The sequence below is a fragment of the Sulfitobacter sp. 1A15106 genome (genome assembly GCF_043556995.1).
In the GTDB taxonomy this organism is placed as follows: domain Bacteria; phylum Pseudomonadota; class Alphaproteobacteria; order Rhodobacterales; family Rhodobacteraceae; genus Sulfitobacter; species Sulfitobacter faviae.
In genome coordinates this window covers 349000-367405 of record NZ_JBIFFM010000003.1, presented here as the reverse complement: position 1 = coordinate 367405, position 18406 = coordinate 349000, and the positions used below count along the sequence as shown (strand labels likewise).

General features: G+C 63.5%; 18 protein-coding genes. 7 read left to right on the top strand and 11 right to left on the bottom strand.

Going from position 1 to position 18406, the window contains the following annotated elements:
- Positions 1-135: 135 nt before the first annotated feature.
- Genes ACGYKA_RS06735 through dnaQ form a run of 4 tightly spaced genes read left to right on the top strand, consistent with a single transcriptional unit; the run spans position 136 to position 2837 of the window.
- The gene (locus ACGYKA_RS06735; protein ID WP_394408024.1) at positions 136-735 is read left to right on the top strand and encodes a Maf family protein; all 600 of its coding nucleotides are present in this window, start codon (positions 136-138) and stop codon (positions 733-735) included.
- Positions 732-1565 (top strand): shikimate dehydrogenase, encoded by an 834-nt coding sequence (locus ACGYKA_RS06730; RefSeq protein WP_394408027.1) that lies wholly within the window; start codon positions 732-734, stop codon positions 1563-1565. The genes ACGYKA_RS06735 and ACGYKA_RS06730 overlap by 4 nt, the downstream gene beginning before the upstream one ends.
- Positions 1562-2155 carry a dephospho-CoA kinase gene (gene coaE / locus ACGYKA_RS06725; protein WP_394408776.1) on the top strand — a complete coding sequence of 198 codons (594 nt, stop codon included), beginning with the start codon at positions 1562-1564 and terminating at the stop codon, positions 2153-2155. The genes ACGYKA_RS06730 and coaE overlap by 4 nt, the downstream gene beginning before the upstream one ends.
- Positions 2148-2837: a DNA polymerase III subunit epsilon gene (gene dnaQ, locus ACGYKA_RS06720; RefSeq protein WP_271688639.1), complete on the top strand. Its 690-nt coding sequence runs from the start codon at positions 2148-2150 to the stop codon at positions 2835-2837. Before coaE ends, dnaQ begins: the two co-directional genes overlap by 8 nt.
- Before the next feature lie 3 nt (positions 2838-2840).
- Here dnaQ and secB read toward each other — a convergent pair whose 3' ends face one another.
- Together secB and ACGYKA_RS06710 are read right to left on the bottom strand one after the other, a co-directional pair.
- Positions 2841-3323 (bottom strand): protein-export chaperone SecB, encoded by a 483-nt coding sequence (gene secB / locus ACGYKA_RS06715; protein WP_067267736.1) that lies wholly within the window; start codon positions 3321-3323, stop codon positions 2841-2843.
- 65 nt (positions 3324-3388) lie between these two features.
- The gene (locus ACGYKA_RS06710; RefSeq protein ID WP_271688640.1) at positions 3389-3886 is read right to left on the bottom strand and encodes an FxsA family protein; all 498 of its coding nucleotides are present in this window, start codon (positions 3884-3886) and stop codon (positions 3389-3391) included.
- A gap of 104 nt (positions 3887-3990) precedes the next feature.
- On the opposite strand from ACGYKA_RS06710, the gene ACGYKA_RS06705 reads away from it, so the two are divergent.
- Genes ACGYKA_RS06705 through ACGYKA_RS06695 form a run of 3 tightly spaced genes read left to right on the top strand, consistent with a single transcriptional unit; the run spans position 3991 to position 6265 of the window.
- A complete protein-coding gene (locus ACGYKA_RS06705) occupies positions 3991-4650 on the top strand; it encodes a Tim44/TimA family putative adaptor protein (protein ID WP_271688641.1) in 660 nt (219 codons plus the stop codon).
- Between the two features lie 41 nt (positions 4651-4691).
- Entirely contained in the window at positions 4692-5684 is a 993-nt protein-coding gene (locus ACGYKA_RS06700; protein ID WP_271688642.1) for a murein transglycosylase A, read from the top strand.
- The gene (locus ACGYKA_RS06695) at positions 5681-6265 is read left to right on the top strand and encodes a Smr/MutS family protein (RefSeq protein WP_394408029.1); all 585 of its coding nucleotides are present in this window, start codon (positions 5681-5683) and stop codon (positions 6263-6265) included. The genes ACGYKA_RS06700 and ACGYKA_RS06695 overlap by 4 nt, the downstream gene beginning before the upstream one ends.
- On the opposite strand, the gene ACGYKA_RS06690 is transcribed toward ACGYKA_RS06695, so the two are convergent.
- From ACGYKA_RS06690 to tsaE, 9 genes are all read right to left on the bottom strand, one after another.
- Positions 6262-7479: an MFS transporter gene (locus ACGYKA_RS06690; RefSeq protein WP_394408032.1), complete on the bottom strand. Its 1218-nt coding sequence runs from the start codon at positions 7477-7479 to the stop codon at positions 6262-6264. The two genes, ACGYKA_RS06695 and ACGYKA_RS06690, sit on opposite strands and share 4 nt — an antisense overlap.
- A 38-nt stretch (positions 7480-7517) precedes the next feature.
- On the bottom strand, positions 7518-8819 hold the full coding sequence (hslU, locus tag ACGYKA_RS06685; RefSeq protein ID WP_394408035.1) for an ATP-dependent protease ATPase subunit HslU: 1302 nt from the start codon (positions 8817-8819) through the stop codon (positions 7518-7520).
- Positions 8816-9376 (bottom strand): ATP-dependent protease subunit HslV, encoded by a 561-nt coding sequence (gene hslV / locus ACGYKA_RS06680; RefSeq protein ID WP_067623712.1) that lies wholly within the window; start codon positions 9374-9376, stop codon positions 8816-8818. The genes hslU and hslV overlap by 4 nt, the downstream gene beginning before the upstream one ends.
- 198 nt (positions 9377-9574) lie before the next feature.
- A complete protein-coding gene (trxA, locus tag ACGYKA_RS06675; protein ID WP_007118424.1) occupies positions 9575-9895 on the bottom strand; it encodes a thioredoxin in 321 nt (106 codons plus the stop codon).
- A gap of 36 nt (positions 9896-9931) precedes the next feature.
- Positions 9932-13303, bottom strand: a complete 3372-nt coding sequence (addA, locus tag ACGYKA_RS06670) for a double-strand break repair helicase AddA (protein ID WP_394408038.1) — start codon at positions 13301-13303, stop codon at positions 9932-9934.
- A complete protein-coding gene (gene addB, locus ACGYKA_RS06665) occupies positions 13300-16257 on the bottom strand; it encodes a double-strand break repair protein AddB (RefSeq protein ID WP_394408779.1) in 2958 nt (985 codons plus the stop codon). Before addB ends, addA begins: the two co-directional genes overlap by 4 nt.
- Positions 16250-16942, bottom strand: coding sequence for a nucleotidyltransferase family protein (locus ACGYKA_RS06660; RefSeq protein WP_394408041.1), 693 nt, complete (start codon positions 16940-16942; stop codon positions 16250-16252). Before ACGYKA_RS06660 ends, addB begins: the two co-directional genes overlap by 8 nt.
- Positions 16915-17928, bottom strand: a complete 1014-nt coding sequence (locus ACGYKA_RS06655; RefSeq protein WP_394408044.1) for an aminoglycoside phosphotransferase family protein — start codon at positions 17926-17928, stop codon at positions 16915-16917. The genes ACGYKA_RS06660 and ACGYKA_RS06655 overlap by 28 nt, the downstream gene beginning before the upstream one ends.
- Positions 17925-18398 carry a tRNA (adenosine(37)-N6)-threonylcarbamoyltransferase complex ATPase subunit type 1 TsaE gene (gene tsaE / locus ACGYKA_RS06650; protein WP_394408047.1) on the bottom strand — a complete coding sequence of 158 codons (474 nt, stop codon included), beginning with the start codon at positions 18396-18398 and terminating at the stop codon, positions 17925-17927. Before tsaE ends, ACGYKA_RS06655 begins: the two co-directional genes overlap by 4 nt.
- Positions 18399-18406 lie beyond the last annotated feature (8 nt).

Here is an 18406-nt window from a genome sequence, read left to right as displayed (position 1 = left end):
TATCCCTATTCATCGGGGTGGGAATCGGCGACAAAAACCGCGACTCGGGGCGAGATCTGCGGGCTTGTGCTGTCAACTTTTATCTCGCAGAACAAATCCTCAAGATTTGCGCCAGATCATCACAGGGTTATCCACATGCCGCAGAAAATTATCCTCGCCTCCGGCTCGGAGATCCGGGCGCAGCTCTTGGCGCAGGCCGCGATCCCGCATGAGGTGATCCCAGCCAAGATCGACGAAGAGATGATAACCGCCGCGCTGCGGGCCGAAGAGGCCAAGCCGCGCGACATCGCCGATACCTTGGCCGAGATGAAAGCCCGCAAGGTCAGCGAGCGGCACCCCGGCGCACTGGTTCTGGGCTGCGATCAGGTGTTGGAACATCGCGGGGAGATGTTGCACAAGCCGCAAGACCGGGACGAGGCGATTGCGCAGCTTCACCGGCTGCGCGGGGATCGGCACTCGTTGCTTTCCGCCGCCGTGCTTTATGAAGACGGTGAACCGCTCTGGCGGCACGTCGGTCAGGTGCGGCTGCGCATGCGCGAGGCCAGCGACGCCTATATAGAAGACTACGTCGCGCGAAACTGGGAGAGCATTCGCCACGCCGTGGGCTGCTATAAGCTGGAAGAGGAAGGCGTGCGGCTCTTCACCCAGATCGAGGGGGATTACTTTCACGTCCTCGGTATGCCATTTCTTGAACTGTTGAATTACCTGACGCTGCGCGGAGACCTCACGACATGAGCCTGCCCAAAATCCCCCTCGCTGGTGTGATCGGATCGCCCATCGCGCATTCCAAATCCCCGCAGTTGCATCGCCATTGGCTGGAGACCTATGGCATCGCCGGTCATTATGTGCCGCTTGATGTGGCCCCCGATGATCTGGAAGAGGTGCTGAGAACGCTGCCCAAGATGGGCTTTGTCGGGGTGAACCTGACGATCCCCCATAAAGAAGCGGTGATGGAGATCGCGGATCTTATCACCGACCGTGCCACTCTGATCGGCGCGTCCAATACGTTGATCTTTCGCGCCGATGGCAAAATTCACGCGGATAATACGGATGGCTACGGCTTCATCGAAAACCTCAAAGCCGGTGCGCCGGATTGGGATCCGAAGGCCGGACCGGCGGCCGTCTTGGGCGCGGGGGGCGCGGCGCGGGCGGTTGTCTCGGCGCTTTTGGATGCTGGTGTGCCTGAGATCTGCCTGTCAAACCGCACCCGCGTCCGGGCGGAGCAGTTGCAGCGCGATTTCGGCGGCCGGGTCAAAGTCGTCGATTGGGTGCAGGCGGGCAATATGATCGATCACGCCAGTTTGTTGGTGAACACCACATCGCTTGGCATGATTGGCAAAGGCGCCTTGCGGGTGCCGCTGGATGGGCTGCGCCCCGGCACCGTGGTGACGGATCTCGTTTACGCCCCGCTGCGGACCCATCTGCTTGAAACGGCTGAGGATATGGGCTGCGTCACGGTCGACGGGCTGGGCATGTTGTTGCATCAGGCGGTCCCAGCGTTCGAGCGTTGGTTCGGCCAGCGGCCCGAGGTCGACCGCGCCACGCGAACGGCGGTGCTGCGCTGATGTTTCACCTCGGGCTCACCGGCTCCATCGGCATGGGTAAATCGACCACGGCGAAAATGTTCGCCGAAGAAGGCTGCGCCGTCTGGGACGCCGACGCGGCGGTGCACCGGCTTTATGCACTGGGCGGCGCTGCCGTTGCGCCGATGCAGGCGGCTTTCCCGGAGGCCATTGAGGGCGGCGGCGTCTCTCGTGCCGCGTTGAAAGAGGTCATCGCCGCCGATCCGACCGCCCTGCCCCGGATTGAGGCCATCGTGCATCCACTGGTGGCCGAAGACCGGGCGACGTTTCTGGCGCAGGCGGATAGCGACATCGCCGTTCTGGACATTCCGCTGCTGTTCGAGACCGGCGGCGAGGCTGCGATGGACGCGGTGGCCTGCGTGTCGATCCCGGCAGAGGTCCAGCGCGACCGGGTACTGGCGCGCGGCACGATGACAGAGGCGCAATTCGACGCCATCCGCGCCAAGCAAATGCCCGCCGAAGAGAAGTGCGCCCGCTCGGACTATGTGATAGTGACCGACACGCTCGACCATGCCCGCGCGCAGGTGCGGGCGGTGATCCGCGACATCAGGGAAAGACTGCGCCATGCGTGAAATCGTGCTCGATACCGAAACCACCGGCTTTGACCCCGAAAGCGGCGACCGCATCGTCGAGATCGGCGCGGTCGAGCTGATGAATCACATGGCCACCGGCGAGACCTATCACCAATACATCAACCCCGAACGCTCGATGCCCGAGGAAGCCTTTCAGGTGCACGGGCTGGGCGATGACTTTTTGCGCGACAAGCCCAAGTTCGCGCAGATCGGGCGGCAGTTTCTCGACTTTATCGGCGACTCAAAGCTGATCATCCACAACGCGGCCTTCGATATCAAATTCCTGAACGCTGAGCTGCGCTGGATGGGCCTGCCGCAGATCCCATGGGAACAAGCGCTCGACACGCTGGAGATTGCGCGCAAACGCTTTCCGGGCTCACCCGCTTCGCTCGACGCGCTCTGCCGTCGCTTTGGCATTGATAACACCTCGCGGACGCTGCACGGCGCCTTGCTCGACAGTGAGATCTTGGCCGAAGTCTATTTGGAACTGATTGGGGGGCGGCAGCCGGACTTCGCGCTGTCCTCGGCGCCGGAGCGCAAGACGGGCGAGCCGGAGACGCGCTGGACCCCGAAACCGCGGCCCACGCCCCTGCCCTCGCGTCTGACAGAGGCCGAAGCCGCCGCCCATGCCGAATTTGTCGGCAAACTGGGCGACGACGCGCTGTGGAAACAGCTTGGCTGACGCTTAGGCGTCGGCTTTTGGCGGGTTTTCGGCCTGACGGCGTGCCACTTCGTTGCGGTACAGCGAAAGGAAGTCGATGTTTTCAAGGTTCAGCGGCGGGAAGCCACCGTCACGGGTCACGTCGCTGACGATGCGGCGCAGGAAGGGGAAGATCATGCGCGGGCATTCGATCAGCAGATAGGGGTGCATCTGCTCTTCCGGCACGTTTTCGACTTGGAAGATACCGACATAGTCGATTTCCAGCACGAAAAGCGTCGCGTCGCCGTCTTTCGCTTTGGAGGTGATGTTCAGCTTGATCGCGGTTTCATACTGGTTCTCGCCCGAACGCTTTTTCGCGTCGAGGTTGACCTGAACCTGCACGTCGGGCTGTACATCCGCCGGGGCACCCTTCTGCGCCATGATGTTTTCGAACGACATGTCGCGGATGAACTGGCCCAGCACGCGCATCTGCGGTTGCTTGGGTTGTGCGGTTTCGTTTTCTGCCATTTTCTGTGTCCTGTTGTGGTGAATTTCTTAAATCTACCCGGACTTAACAGGTCGGCACGGGCCGCTCAATCCTTAGTCCAGCCCGAGGGGCCCTTGGTCTGGCGCGGCTGTTCGGGAATTTCGTGAAAATCCCCGTCGATCACATCACCGCGCGGATCGCCGCGGCGTTGCGGACCGGGCCGCTGCCCCATGCCGCCGGGGGTGCCAAAGCTTTGGACCTTCACCCGATCGCGGATCGCGCGATAGGCGGCGGCGCGAAAGCGCGGCACCAGAAAGGCAAAGCCAACAGCATCGGTGAAGAACCCCGGCGTCAGCAACAGCGCGCCGGAAAACAGGATCATCGCGCCATGCACCAAAGGCTCGGTCGGGTCGCGCAAGTCATTGAAGGAACTGCGCAACTGCCCAAGCGCCAGCGCGCCCTGAGACCGCACCAACCATGTGCCCAAAATGGCGGTCAAAACCACCACGGCCAGCGTCCAGCCAAGGCCGATGGCGCCACCGACTTGGATGAAAAGCGTGATCTCGATCAGAGGCACGGCGATAAATGCGATCAATAGCCACATGTGGCGGGGTCCTTTCGCTGGGGGCAGAGTGGACTTGCCCCGGTCGAACACCTACATAAGAGCTTAACTCGCATGTTTCCATGCCACCCCTGAATGAGGTTTCGATGAATTCTCCCCTGATACAGCTTCTGGTGCTTGCCGGTATCGCCGTATTCCTGATCCTGCGGCTGAAAAACGTGCTCGGCACGCGTGAGGGTTTTGAAAAGCCCCCGGTGACCGATCAAACGCCAAGCGCCCGCAGCGGCCCCGCGTTTGAAGTGATCGAAGGTGGCCCGGATCTCGATATCACCGACCACGTTCCCGAAGACAGCCCCTCGGGCAAGGCCTTGGCCGAGATGAAGCGGGTCGAGCCGTCCTTTGGCGTCAGCGATTTCCTGCAAGGCGCGCGTGGCGCCTATGAGATGATCGTCATGGGCTATGAGCGGGGCGATTTGGCGGAAATTCAGCCGTTTCTGGCCGATGACGTCTATGAAAGCTTTGTTGACGGCGTCGCCGCGCGGGAGGATCAAGGTCTAACGATCGAGGCGACTTTCATCGGCGTGCGCGAGATGGAACTGATCGACGCCAAGATGGACGAGACCACGAAAGAAGCCGAACTCACCATCCGCTTCGTCGGCGAGCTGACCTCGGAGGTTCGCAACCGCGAGGGCGAGATTGTCGAGGGCAGCAGCAAAGAAATCAAACGCCAAAAAGATACATGGGTCTTCGCCCGTGTCATGGGCTCGGACGATCCGAATTGGCTGTTGGTTTCCACAGACGGGTAGCGCGTGCGCTTGGCGCTCTTGCGCTGTTGGGCGGTGTGTCGATGAACACGCCGTCCGCAGCAGAGGTGCATTATACTGTCATGGATTTCGACCAGCTTGAGGGCTGGGCCAAAGATGACCACGCCGCTGCCTTCGAGGTTTTCACTAGCACCTGCGGCGACATGAAAGATGTCGATTGGCGCGCGCTCTGCAAGCTGGCCAAAGATGGCCCCGACCCCCGGCAGTTTTTCGAATTGTTCTTTCGCCCCGTTCTGATGGAAGACGGCAAAGACGCGCTTTTCACCGGGTATTTCGAACCTGAATTGGACGGCGATCTCTACCCCTCTGCCCGGTTTCAATATCCCATCTACGCCATGCCCCCCGAGGCCGAGCAGATCCGCCCCTGGCTCACCAGACGCGAGATCCTAGATGGCGACGTGATGCGCGACCGCGGGCTTGAGATCGCTTGGGTCGATGACCCGGTAGAGCTTTTCTTTCTGCAAATTCAGGGTTCTGGCCGTATTCGCCTGCCCGATGGCAGCTATCTGCGGGTGGGCTATCGCGGCGCGAATGGCCATGATTACCGCTCGGTCGGGGTCGAATTAGTGCGGCGTGGGGTCTACGAGGCGCATCAGGTCAGCGCCGATGTCATCAAGAACTGGGTGCGTCGCAACCCCGAAGATGGCCGGGAACTGCTCTATCACAATCCCTCTTACGTATTCTTTCGCGAGGTCAGCCGCGTGCCCGCCGACAAGGGGCCGCTGGGCGCGATGAACCGGTCCATCACTGCCATGCGCAGCATCGCGGTCGACCCATCGCATGTGCCGCTCGGCGCGCCGGTCTGGATCGAGAAGGACGGGAAGGAGCCTCTACGCCGTCTCATGGTCGCGCAGGATACAGGCTCGGCCATCAAGGGCGCGCAGCGTGCGGATGTGTTTTTTGGCACCGGTGACAAAGCGGGCCGCGCGGCGGGTCGTCTGCGCGATCCGGGGCGGATGGTGGTTTTGATGCCGATCCAGCGCGCCTATGCCTTCCTGCCGGAGAGCGCGATATGAAACGGCGCCGCTTGAACGAAGATGATCTCGAACTTTGGCGCCGGGTGACCGAGCGGACCGAGAAGCTGGAGTTGAATAAGCTGTTCACGCCCGAGATCGACGCCCCCGCCCCTGCCCCGCCGCAGGTTCGGCGCGCCAAGATCGCCCTGCAGGGCAACAAGCCGCAGCCCAACATGAAAAAGCGCAGCAACGACCTGCGCCCGACGTTGGCCGAACAGATGAAAGCTGCGCCGGTTCAGATGGACCACAAGGCTTACGGCAAGCTCAAACGTGGCAAGCTGCGCCCCGAGGGCCGGATCGACCTGCATGGCATGACCCTTGACCGGGCGCATCCGGCGCTCAATGGTTTCATCATGGATGCCCATGCGCGGGGCAAAAGGTTGGTGCTGGTGATCACCGGTAAGGGCAAGCGGCGCGACGACGGTGGCCCGATCCCCGTGCGCGATGGGGTGCTGCGCCATCAGGTGCCCCAGTGGCTGTCGATGCCACCGCTCAGCGGTCTCGTGCTACAGGTCGCGCAGGCCCATGTCAGCCACGGCGGCGGCGGGGCCTATTACGTCTACCTGCGGCGCAACCGTTAACCGCACAGCAGCGGTTTGTAGCGCGCAATCGCCCATGCGGCCAAGCCTGCGGCGATCAGATAATAAAGCGCGATGGGCAGCATCTGCTGCGGGAAATCGACGCCCAAGTCGATGAACAGCCCCGTCACCCCCGGCCCGATGGCCGAGCCAAAGACCATCAGCGCGGCGGCGACCGCTTTAATCGACCCCACATGGCGGGTGCCGAAATACTCGGCCCAGAAGGCCGCCGGCGCGGTGGATTGCATCCCCTGCCCCATGCCGAAAATCAGCAAGCCGATCCCGGCCATCCACAGCGTGTCGGCATAGGCGAGCACCGCGAATGACAGGGCAAAGGGCAGCATCATCACAGGCACAACGCGGCTGACGCCGAAACGGTCGATCGCCCAGCCCGAGAGGAAGGTCGAGGCCACCGCCGAGATTGTATAGACCGGCATCAAAGCCACGAATTCGACCAAGGCCCATCCCTTTACTTGGGTCAGATGCACCTGCTGAAAGAACAGGGCCGTGCCCCATGCCGCGGGGCCGATGGCCAGCGGGATAATCATCCAGAACAGGCCCGAGCGGAACATCTCGGCCCGGGTCCAATGCCGCCCTTTCATACCCGCGCGCTGCGCCTGATCGGCCATGCTTTGCGGGGTGCGCTCTTGCCGCAGCAGCATCAGGATCACCGGGATTGTCAGTAGCACCAGCACCGCGGCCAGTACCCAAAGGCTGCGCCAGTGGAAGCTGGCGAAAAGCGCCACGAAGATCACCGGCAGAAATGCCTGACCAGCGGCGAAACCCATTGAGGATAGCGAAAGCGCCTTGCCGCGCGATGCCTCAAACCAGCGCACCATGGCGACCTGCCCAAGCTGAGACATCATCCCCTGCCCGGTCAGCCGCAATGCGTAGATGACAAGGATCAGCGCGATCCAATTCGGCACCGCCGCCATCGCCAAACAGGCGCCCGCCAGCCCCAGCATCACGCCAAGGGCCAGCACCCGCACACGAAAGCGGTCCGTCAGCACTCCGGCCCAGACCATGGTGATGGCCGACAACGTCGTGCCGATGGTATAGATGCCGCCCCATTGGCCGTCACTGAGGCCAAAGTCGCCCTTCACCGCCCCCGCAAAGAGCGAGATGAAATAGGTTTGCCCATAGGACGAGGTGAAGGTCAGCAGGAAACCGGCCAGTAGAAACAGCCAGTTGCGCCGCAGAAACGAGAGGTACTCCATGCCCCTTTCATCGCCGGGGCATGGAGGAAAGGAAAGCCCTAAAGAACGTAGCGGCTGAGATCGGTGGAGCGGGTCAATTCGCCAAGGTTCTTTTCAACGAAATCGGCATCGACGGTGATCTCTTGCCCCGAGCGGTCGGGCGCGTCGAAGGAGACTTCTTCGAAGACCCGTTCCATCACCGTATAAAGCCGCCGTGCGCCGACGTTCTCGACCGAGGTGTTCACCTCCGCCGCGATCTTGGCCAGCGCCGCGATCCCCTCTTCGGTGAAGGTCACGGTCAGTTCCTCGGTCCCCATCAGGGCGGTGTACTGCCGCGTCAGCGCATTGTCGGTCTCGGTCAGGATGCGGACGAAATCATCCTCGGTCAGCGCCCGTAGTTCGACGCGGATCGGCAGACGGCCCTGCAATTCGGGCAAAAGGTCCGAAGGCTTGGCGATATGGAACGCGCCCGAGGCGATGAAGAGGATGTGGTCGGTCTTCACCGGACCATATTTCGTCGAAACGACGGTGCCTTCGATCAGCGGCAGCAGGTCGCGCTGCACCCCTTCGCGGGAAACATCGCCACCGCGCGCGTCAGAACGGGCGCAGACCTTGTCGATCTCATCAAGGAAGACGATGCCGTTTTGCTCGACCGCTTCAATGGCGGCGCGGTTCACGGCTTCGTCGTCGAGCAGCTTGTCGGCCTCTTCGCCCACCAGCACGTCATAGCTATCGGCCACGGCCATGCGTTTCTTGGTGGTGCGGCCGCCCATGGCTTTGCCGAAAATATCGCCGAGGTTCATCATCCCCATGCCTTGCTGGCCGGGAATGTCCATCATCGGGAAGGGGCTGGAGGTATCGGCGACCTCAAGCTCGATCATCGTGTCATCGAGTTCGCCTGCGCGGAGCTTCTTGCGGAACATCTCGCGCGTGCCGTCGCGGGCATCGGTGCCGGCGATGGCGTCGATCACGCGGTCCTCGGCGGCCTGTTCGGCCTTGGCTTTAACGTCTTCGCGCATGAACTCGCGGGTCATGGCGATGGAGCTGTCCACCAGATCGCGGATGATCTGTTCCACATCACGGCCGACATAGCCGACTTCGGTGAACTTCGTCGCTTCGATCTTGATGAAGGGCGCGCGGGCGAGCTTCGCCAAGCGGCGGCTGATCTCAGTCTTGCCGACACCGGTGGGGCCGATCATCAGGATGTTCTTTGGGTAGACTTCATCGCGCAGGTCATCGCTCAGCTGTTTGCGGCGCCAGCGGTTGCGCAGGGCCACGGCCACGGCGCGTTTGGCGTCGTTCTGGCCGATGATATAGCGGTCCAGTTCGGATACGATCTCGCGGGGGGTCAGGTCGGTCATGCGGTGATTTTCTCCACGGTGAGTTTGCCGTTGGTGTAGACGCAGATGTCGGCGGCGATCGCCATGGCATCACGGGCAATGGTTTCGGCGTCCCGGTCGCTGTCCATCATGCCGCGCGCGGCGGCGAGGGCATAGTTCCCGCCCGATCCGATGGCGGCGACCTCATGCTCCGGCTCCAGCACATCGCCCGCGCCGGTGATGACCAGCAGGTCTTTCCCGTCGGTCACGATCAGCATCGCTTCGAGCTTTTGCAGGTATTTATCGGTGCGCCAGTCCTTGGCCAATTCGACACTGGCACGGGCCAATTGACCCGGTGTCGCTTCCAGTTTGGCCTCCAACCGTTCCAGCAGGGTAAAGGCATCCGCCGTGGAGCCCGCAAACCCCGCCACCACGTCATAGCCGCCGGGGCTGAGCTTGCGCACCTTGCGCGCGGTGCCTTTGATCACGGTCTGGCCAAGGCTGACCTGTCCGTCACCGGCAATCACCACTTCGCCGCCTTTTTTGACGCCAATGATCGTGGTCCCGTGCCAACCGGGGAAATCGTCGTTCTGTGCCATGGGGCCTCCTGTCGCTTGGCGCTCTATATGGCCCCCGTGGCAGGGCAGGACAAGGGCAGCGCCGGTTGCGCGTGGGGCAGGGCTGCCGCTTGTGATGCGGGGGCACGCTTGCGGTGATGTGGCCAGAGGCTTTGCCCAAATGAAAAGGGCGCCCCGAAGGACGCCCGTTTTCGTAACTCAATGCCTAAGGCGTTAACCTTAGATGGATTCTTCGATCCAGCTTTGCAGGGCCGCCTTGGGGCGCGCACCGGCGAGGTTGGACACGACCTGCCCGTCCTTGAAGATGAACAGCGCCGGGATGCCGCGCACGCCGACTTGGGCGGGCGAGTTCGGGTTCTCGTCGACGTTGACTTTGACGATCTTCACGCGACCGTTCATTTCATCCGACAGCTCTTCCAGCGAAGGGCCGATCTGTTTGCACGGGCCGCACCATTCGGCCCAGAAATCGACCAGAACCGGAATGTCCGAATTTTTGACTTCTGCGTCGAAAGTGTCGTCGGTGACTGCGACGGTTGCCATGATGCTCTCCTGACAGGAATGGGTTGAGGCCTGAACCTATGAATGCGCGGCAGTGGCGTCAAGATATGGCAGGGCGCGCAGGGCATTTGTCACGATATCGTTGGGTAACACCATAAGCGTGGGGGTAGCGGTCCATAGAATGGCCGTCCCGATCTGCCGATCCGGGTAGATTTGGCGCAGCATATGAGCATAGGCGCCCATCTGGCGCAGCAGCCCGTCGGGGCAGGCCTCAGCCGTGCCGGGGACCACGCGGTTGGTCTTGAAATCGACGGCAAGGATGCGATCCTCCGCAATCACCAAACGGTCGATCGTGCCATGCAGGCGCTGGTCACCAAGGCTGCCGGTCACGGGCACTTCGGCGAGGGTTGTCTCAGCGAACAGCGGGGCGAGGGCAGGGGTGTTCAGCACCGCTTCCGCCTCATCTTCCGCGCGGGCGATCATCTCGGCGGGGTGTGTGCGGGCCAACCGCTCCAGAAAGACTTCCCGGGCATCCGTCCCCATCAGCGGCAGATGTTCCAGCAACTCATGGACCAGCGTGCCATAGCTCAACGCGGTGTCCATATCGAGCCCGGCCTCACCCGCGAGCGCCTTGGCTCCGCCGAGATCCGAGGGCGAGAGGGTCTTATCCTCTTCCTTGGGGGAGGGGGCGGAGCGGGTGAAAACAGGGTCTAACGTGGGCGTTGTTAGGGTTTTCTCAGGCGTCTCTATGATGTCGAGCGCATCCCAATCACCCTGCTGGTACCGCAGCGTGCCATCGTCGCCCAAAGGCTCGGCCCGGAGCCTGGCCAGAGCGGCTGCGGTGATCTGATACCAAGAGGATTCATCTTTCGACAATTCCCCTGCCGCGGCCACGATCAGCCATTTCTCGGCCCGCGTCATGGCGACATAGAACAGGCGAAGCCGCTCTTGCAGCGCGGCCTCTTTCATCTCGTCTAGCCGCGCGCGCATGGGCTGGGGCATGTCATCTGCCGGGGCTTTCCAGACGGGGGTGCCGTCAACGGTGATGATCTCATCCTTGATCGTCACATCGCGCCGCCCGGTGTCGGGCAGGATCACGATCGGCGCTTCCAGACCCTTGGCACCATGCACCGTCATCACCCGGATCTGGTTCGACGCGCTGTCGATCTGACGTTTGATTTCCAGATCATCGGTCTGCATCCATTGCAGGAACCCGGTCAGGCTGGGCACCGTGCCGCGCTCGTAAGACAGCGCTTGGCTCAACATCGCGTTGATCCCATCCTCGGCCTCTGGCCCCAGCCGCGCCAGCAGTTTGCGCCGCCCATCATGGCGGGTGAGGATGCGTTCGATCAGATCGTAGGGGCGTAGGTAATCGACTTGCCCGCGTAGGTCGCGCAGCACGGCGAGGGTGGCGGCGTGGGCCTCGGTCTGGTTGCGCAAGGCTTGCCAGAGGTGATCCTCTTTGCGGTAATGGGCGAGGGTGAAAAGCTCTTGTTCCGACCAGCCGAAAAGCGGCGATTTCAGCGCGGTGGCAAGCGATAGATCGTCGTCCGGCGTGGCGAGGAACGACAGGATCGCCGCCAGATCGCGCACCGCCAGTTCGGCCCCGACCTTGAGCCTGTCGGCCCCGGCGATGGGCAGTTCCGCCGCCTTGCAAGCGCGGATGATCTCGGAAAAGAGGGCCGAGCGGCGCTGCACGAGGATCAGGAAATCCCCCGGTTGGATGCGCCGCCGCGCCAAGCCGCCCCTGCTGTCGTCGGGGAGGTAATGCTCCTCGGTCGTCAGCTCCTTGATGCGCCGCGCGATGCGTTCGGCCAGTTGCACCGTGTGATGCCGCGCGCTGCGCCGGTCGACGGGATCGGTCCAATCACCTTCCTCGTCAGGGCCTGCCTTTTCGATGAAGGGCCAGAGATCGACGCGGCCGGGCAGGCGATCTTTGAAGGCCATATGGCCGTCATTGGTAAAGCCGGTCTGGATCGCGGGGTCGAAAACCCCATCGACCGCTTGCAAAATCGCCGAAGAGGAGCGGAAGGAATAGGCAAGACTGCGGCGCTGGAAAAACTGCCCGGCCTCACCGATCTTCTGTTCGAATGTCGTGCCTTTGCGGTCCAGCTCTTCGGGGTCCGCGCCTTGGAAAGAGTAGATCGATTGCTTCTTATCGCCCACGACGAAGAGGGTGCGATCCACCTCGTTACGCGCCCCGGCGCCGGAGTAAAATTCATCCGTTAGCCGTTCGATCACGTCCCATTGCCGGGGCGAGGTGTCCTGCGCCTCGTCGACAAGGATATGGTCGATGCCGCCGTCGATGCGGAACAGCACCCAAGCGGCCACGGCCTTGTCGGTCAGCAATGCGCGGGCTTTGAGGATCAGATCGTCAAAGTCGAGCCAGCCGCGTTTTTGTTTCTCATCCGCGTAGCGGTCAAGAAAGCGGGCCGCGAAACGGTGCAGCACATAGGATTTGCGCGCCGCCTTCAGCGCCAGCCGCGCTTCGCGGGCATCTTCGACGCGTTGCATCAATTGCTCAAGCTGCGGCATCTGGTCGGCGATAACCTTTTGCGTCGGTTTGGTCGGGAAACTGCCGATCTTGGCGGTGAAGGGCGCCTTGGCGCCGCTGCCGGTCAGGAGGATGTTTTCAAGCTGGGGCAGGGCGGACAGATCATAACGGTCGATCTCTTGCAGCGCCGCGCCCGCCTTGCCGTCGTTGCCGCCTTTGGCCAGCAGATGGGGAATGATCTCCGCCATCATCGCCGCTTCGCTGCCGAGGAAAACCGAGGCTGCGATATTCTCTTCGGTCAGGTCTTCGGGCTGCGCGAAAAGCGTCAGGATCTCGGGCCAAGAGCGAGGCGTGGCGAAGGCGTCGCGCTGGCCTACGATGCTACGGGTAAGGCTGGCGAAATCCTCGCCGGTGTAGTGCCGCGCGATCTCGGCGACCAGCGGGGCGTCTTCGCCTTCAGCCATCTCATCGACGATCTCGGCCCGCAGCAGATCGGCGGCGCGGTCTTCAATCTCTGTGAATTGCGGGCTGACCTGCGCCTCCAGTGGGAAGCGGCGCAGAAGGGCCGCGCAGAAAGAGTGGATGGTCTGAATTTTCAGGCCGCCGGGCGTCTCGATCGCGCGGGCAAAAAGGGTGCGGGCATTGCGCAGTTGCTCGGGTGTCAATTCGCCCTGAACGCCAAGATCGGCCAAGGCGCTGCGCAGTGCCGCGTCCTTCAGCATCGCCCATTCGCCCAAGCGTTTGAACAGGCGGTTCTGCATCTCCGAGGCCGCCGCCTTGGTATAGGTCAGGCAAAGGATGTGCTGCGGCTCCACGTCGTCGAGCAGCAGCCGCGCCACGCGGTCGGTCAGCACGCGGGTCTTGCCAGAGCCCGCGTTGGCCGTCAGCCAGGTGGAGGCATCGGGCCGCGCCGCTTCGATCTGGGCGCGGGTGGCATCGTTGAAATCACGCATCATTCCAGATCCTCCGGTCGGGCGGGGCTGGTGCCATCCCATTCTCCGAACCGCGCCAATTGGTCGAAGTTTCCGGCAAAGGCATCACTTTGCACCATCCGCCGTGCGGTAAAGCCCTGACCCTCATCGAGGTAGCGCGAGAGCAGCGCGTGCAGACCGGCCAGCACCTCTTGCGGGTTCTCTTCGTCCAGCGGGGCGGGGACTTCGACGGGTTTCGACCCTAGACCGATAAAGGCGGCATGGGCCACATGGGCCACGCCCACCTCGGGAAAACCGCCCCGTTCGACCATCGCCGCTTCGATCAAGAGTTGCTTGTCGAAAAGCCGCTGCTCCTTTTTGCCGGGCGGGGTGCCGGTTTTGTAGTCGTAGATCAGCACATCGCCGTCATCGGTCTGGTCGATCCGGTCGGCAAAGCCGCTGAGGGTAAAGCCGAGATCGGCAAAGGTGTAGCTGCCCTGCGCGCCCTGTTCGAAAGCGACGGGGCTAGAGAACTCGGCGCGTTGGCTTTCGCGGGCGATGAACCAATCCGCGATCCGGTCAATTCGCGCCAGCCACATGGCGCGGGCGGCGGGCCAGGGGGCTTCTTCCTCCAGCACCTCGGCGGCCACTTGCATCAGCGTGTCGCGGGTCAGCCGTGCCGGATCGCGGGCCACCAGTTTGACGAAATCCTCCATGATGCGATGCAGGACGATGCCGCGCACCGGCGCATCGGGCGATTGCACCAGCGGGTTGATCGGGCGCAGTTTCAGGCTGTGTTTGGCATAGATCGCGTATGGATCGCGGATCAGCGTCTTGATCTCGGTCACTGACAGCTTGCGGGGGCGCGCCGCGCGCGGTGGGCGGGGCGAGGGGCGCGTGGCCGGGGCGGTGCGCGCCACCGCTTCCAAGGCGCGCACCTGATCCAGCCAGTGGTTGCCGCGCTGCTGCATGGCCTTCCACGCCTCCGGCCCGCCGGTGTCGCCCAAGCCGCCCAGCAGGTTGCCCAAGCGGTTCAGCCAGCGTGACGGCACCATCTCGGCCTCGTCCGAGCGGATCGCGCGGGTGATCCAAACCTCGGGGCTGGCGATGGCCTGTTGATAGTCATGTGCCGACAGGCCGATGCGCCGTTCGGGCAGCAGCAGCCCGGCTTTCTCGCGCATTTGACGGTTGAGCCACGGATCGGGCGGCGGCGCTTCGGGCCATGTGCCTTCGTTCAAACCGCCAAGGATGACCAGCTCGGCCCCCTGCACCCGTGCCTCCATCGTGCCCCAGATCATGATATCGGGATGCGGGGTATCGGCCTCGCGCACCTCTTCTTGGGCCAAGAGCGCGCCCAAGAGATCGGCATAATCGGCGGCGTTCATCGCCCCGCCGTGGGGGGCATGTTCCGTGAGGTTCGCCATCACCGCCTCGGCCGCGATGCCCGCGCCTTGCTGCCAAAGCAGGTGGTCGGGATCGGCGGATTGCCCGGCGGCGATCCTTTCGGCCAGCGCCAGATGCGCGGCGACGCATTCGGGCAGGGGCCGTTCTCCGGGGGTGTCATGGCCGGGGAAAACCTCGCCCAGCCAAGCGACCCAATCGCGGAAACCGCTGGGGTCTTCCATCCGCTTTGCGGCGCGCTCTGCAATCTCGGCCAAGCCTTCGGCGTCGGGGTAGGGCAGCCCATGGCGGCGGATCTCAGCCTCCAAGCGTTGGGTATAGAGCTGGTGGAAATTCCGCCCCGCGCCGCTGTGGGTCAGCGGATGTTTCAGCAGGGTCAGCAGCGCTTCGGCATCCAGTTTTCGGACAAAGAGCGCCGCCACATGGCGCAAGAACCGCCCCGGCGGGGAGAGTTGCAGCGGCATCCCGGCGCTGTCATCGGGCAGAATGCCCCACCGGTCGAGCGCTGCGGTGACCTGCCGGGTGAGCATCCGGTCGGGGGTGATCAAGGCGGCCTTCACACCATCCTCGGCAGCTTGGCGCAGGCGCAGCGCGATGGCCAAAGCCTCGACCCGGGGGGTGGGTGCTTCGATCAGGGTAATGTCAGCGGTGGCACCTTGCAGGTCTTCCAGCTTCGGCCCTTCGTTCAGCCAAGCATGGGTGACGGGCGCAGGCCGAAGCGAGAGCGACACCAGCTTGTTGCGGGCGGTGGATACCGGAGGCATCTCGCACCACGGCGCGACCGCGCCACGCGCCACGCCGAGCATGTTCATCAGCTTGCGGAAGCGGTATTGTGGGTGATCCTCGGCCAGAAGCGCCTGATCCAACTCGTTCCAAACGGCGGTCGGCATCTCGAAATCGAACCCCGGCAGGATGATCGCGCCCTGCGGCAGGCGAGCCACGGCCTCCATCAACAGCGCGGTGGTCCCGCGCGAGCCGGTGGATCCGGCAAGGATCACCGGGTGCTGCGGTGGCGCGTCCTGCCAACGGGCGATGATCCGGGCGACCAGCTGCCGCCGACGTGCTTCGGCATCCGGGCGGGTGGTGGTTTGGCCCAGATAGTCATGCGCGATGGCGAGGAACCGCTGTGCCCGCTCCCAATGGGCAGAGAGGTTGCCAACGTCCAGCCCGGCCACCGTCTCGGGCGAGACGCCTTCGCCCTGCATTTCGTCGATCAACCCCGCCAGACTGTCCGACAGCGCATAGAGCGAGGCGCGCGGCGCGAGATCGGGTGCGGCATCCAGCAGGCGCGACACGAGTTGAATGAGTTCCAGCCGCCGTTGCAGCGGCGGTGTCGGAGCGGGGAGCGCGATGCCGGGGGCCAATGCATCAAGGTCAGTGATCAGCCGGATGCGCGGCAGAAATCCTGCCGGACCCGCGTCGAAATCATGGCGCAGCCGACGCGCCATGCGGTTGGTGTTGACCAGTAACTCGACACGGGCCATCGCCTCGGGCGGGCCATTCTCCAACCGGTCGCACAGCCCGCGCACCAATCCGCGCGGGAAATCTACGCCGGGGGCAAGGCCAAAGACGCGGGGGCTGTCCTGCGCCTCAAACATCGGCACCTGCCAAGAGGCTTTCGGCAAGGGGAATGCCGCCGGGGTGCCCCACATCGCACCAGCGCCCGCTATAGGGCAGGCCAAACAGCGTCCCGCGTGCCAGCATCATGTCCCACAACAGGTTGAGCGAGAATGCCTCGGCTTCGATATCGGCCAGCAGATCGGTCTTGATGATCTGCACCCCGCCATAGACCTCGCCCGGCCCCCGTTGCAGGCGGCCATCCGCGGCGCGGGTAAAGTCGCCCGTGCCGCCATGGCCAAGGGTGTTTTCCAACGGCACGGTCATCAAAAGCGCGTCCATCCGCGCCGGATCCCATGCGTTGCGGAGCATTTCGAGCGGGTTCGCCCCGGCCCAGATCGCGTCACTGTTCATGGTGAAAACCGGACCCGTCCCCAGCAGCGGCAGCGCGTTGCGCAGCCCGCCGCCGGTGTCGAGGATCTGGGGCGCTTCGATCACCGTTTGCACATCCTGCGCTTTCAGATGTGCCTCTAACTGGTTGGGGAGGTAGTGCAGGTTCGCCACGATCCGCGCAGGGGATATCCCGCGGGCAAGGCCGAGCGCATGGTCAATCAAGGGGCGGCCCGCGACCGGCACCATGGGCTTGGGCTGGTTCTGGGTGAGATGTTTCATACGCGTGCCGAACCCGGCCGCGAACATCATGATGGCGTCGGGATTGTCGCGCATTGGCTTTTCAGTTGCTCCAGAAATTCGGGGGTCGGCGGGGGCAGCACGCCTGCGATTGCCTCCGCCACATCGGCAAGCGCGGGATGGCGCAGGTTATGTTGCAGATGCTGCCAGACGCGGGGGATTAGATCGACGTAATGCGGTTTGCCATCGCGCAGACAGAGGCGCGCAAAGATCCCCAAGATGCGCAGATTGCGCTGGGCGCCAAGCAGTGCATAGGCGCGGCGGAAGGGGGTTTCCGCCTGTCCGGTTTGGGCAAGGTAATCGTCGATGATCTGCGCCTCCACCGCGCGGGGCACATCGCGGCGGGCGTCTTGCAGGATCGAGACGAGATCATAGGCCGGGTGGCCGAGCAGCGCGTCTTGAAAATCCAGCAAACCGACCCGCGCCGCCCCTTCGCGCTCTGGCAGCCAAAGCAGGTTCTCGGCGTGATAATCGCGCAGGATCACAACCTTCGGGCTGTCATCCAACGCTGCGGCGAGGGGGCGGAAAGCCTGTGCGAAAGCGGCGTTTGCGCTCTGCCCGCCTGTGGGGGCGTAAAAGTCGAAGGCGGGGGAGGCCATATCGGTCAGCCAATCGGCATCGCAAATCGACAGTTCCGGCAGGGGGGCGGCGTGCAGTTTGACCAAAACGTCAGCAGCCGCGCGGTAGAGGGGGAGTTCCCGAGCCGGATCCGCCGCCATGAGCCGCGCAAAGAGGTCATCGCCGAGGTCTTCGATCAGCAGCAGACCGTTGTCATTGTCCGCATGGTAAATCTCGGGCGCGCTGAGGCCGCAGCCTGCCAGATGCGCCGCGACATGACGGAAGGGTCGGACGTCTTCGCCGCGTTCCGGTGGGGCGTCCATCAGAATGGCCCGCGCTCCATTCGCTTTGCGCAACCGGTCATAGCGCCGGTTGGAGGCATCGCCCGCCAGCAGCTTGCGGGAGGCTTCGGCCCAGCCCGCGGTTTGCAAAAAACCTTCGATCAATGCGGCGCGTTCGGTCATTTGCGCCACGCCGCCAGCTTCTCGGCCCAATCGCCGCCGGACCATTCTGCGGTCAGCCTGCGGCTGTCTTCTTCGGTGCCGGGGCTAAGGCTGATCTCTAACGCGTCGGCGGGCGCGAGCGGGCCCAGCCGATCCGGCCATTCCACCAGACAGATCGCATCGTGAAAGGCGTCGATCAGCCCGAGCTCCTCAATCTCATGGGTGGAGGTCAGCCGGTAGAGATCGGCGTGCCAGATCGCGCTGCTTGCCGTGTCATAGGTCTGCACCAAGGTGAAGGTGGGTGAGGGGATATCCTCGGGGTGGTCGAGCAATTCGGTGATCAGCGCGCGGGCGAAATGGGTCTTGCCCGCGCCGACATCGCCGCTGAGCAGGATGACATCGCCGGGAGACAGGCGGCGGGCCAGTTGCCGGGCGCGCCCAGCGGTGTCATCGGGGCCGCTGAGCAGGAGGGAAAGGGTATCGTCGGACATGCCCCATG

Excerpts from the sequence above, each read along its gene's own strand:
- ACGYKA_RS06735 (WP_394408024.1), top strand. The coding sequence starts at position 136 with ATGCCGCAGAAAATTATCCTCGCCTCCGGCTCGGAGATCCGGGCGCAG.
- ACGYKA_RS06730 (WP_394408027.1), top strand. The coding sequence starts at position 732 with ATGAGCCTGCCCAAAATCCCCCTCGCTGGTGTGATCGGATCGCCCATC.
- dnaQ (WP_271688639.1), top strand. The coding sequence starts at position 2,148 with ATGCGTGAAATCGTGCTCGATACCGAAACCACCGGCTTTGACCCCGAA.
- secB (WP_067267736.1), bottom strand. The coding sequence starts at position 3,323 with ATGGCAGAAAACGAAACCGCACAACCCAAGCAACCGCAGATGCGCGTG.
- ACGYKA_RS06710 (WP_271688640.1), bottom strand. The coding sequence starts at position 3,886 with ATGTGGCTATTGATCGCATTTATCGCCGTGCCTCTGATCGAGATCACG.
- ACGYKA_RS06705 (WP_271688641.1), top strand. The coding sequence starts at position 3,991 with ATGAATTCTCCCCTGATACAGCTTCTGGTGCTTGCCGGTATCGCCGTA.
- ACGYKA_RS06700 (WP_271688642.1), top strand. The coding sequence starts at position 4,692 with ATGAACACGCCGTCCGCAGCAGAGGTGCATTATACTGTCATGGATTTC.
- ACGYKA_RS06695 (WP_394408029.1), top strand. The coding sequence starts at position 5,681 with ATGAAACGGCGCCGCTTGAACGAAGATGATCTCGAACTTTGGCGCCGG.
- ACGYKA_RS06690 (WP_394408032.1), bottom strand. The coding sequence starts at position 7,479 with ATGGAGTACCTCTCGTTTCTGCGGCGCAACTGGCTGTTTCTACTGGCC.
- hslU (WP_394408035.1), bottom strand. The coding sequence starts at position 8,819 with ATGACCGACCTGACCCCCCGCGAGATCGTATCCGAACTGGACCGCTAT.
- hslV (WP_067623712.1), bottom strand. The coding sequence starts at position 9,376 with ATGGCACAGAACGACGATTTCCCCGGTTGGCACGGGACCACGATCATT.
- trxA (WP_007118424.1), bottom strand. The coding sequence starts at position 9,895 with ATGGCAACCGTCGCAGTCACCGACGACACTTTCGACGCAGAAGTCAAA.
- addA (WP_394408038.1), bottom strand. The coding sequence starts at position 13,303 with ATGATGCGTGATTTCAACGATGCCACCCGCGCCCAGATCGAAGCGGCG.
- addB (WP_394408779.1), bottom strand. The coding sequence starts at position 16,257 with ATGTTTGAGGCGCAGGACAGCCCCCGCGTCTTTGGCCTTGCCCCCGGC.
- ACGYKA_RS06660 (WP_394408041.1), bottom strand. The coding sequence starts at position 16,942 with ATGCGCGACAATCCCGACGCCATCATGATGTTCGCGGCCGGGTTCGGC.
- ACGYKA_RS06655 (WP_394408044.1), bottom strand. The coding sequence starts at position 17,928 with ATGACCGAACGCGCCGCATTGATCGAAGGTTTTTTGCAAACCGCGGGC.
- tsaE (WP_394408047.1), bottom strand. The coding sequence starts at position 18,398 with ATGTCCGACGATACCCTTTCCCTCCTGCTCAGCGGCCCCGATGACACC.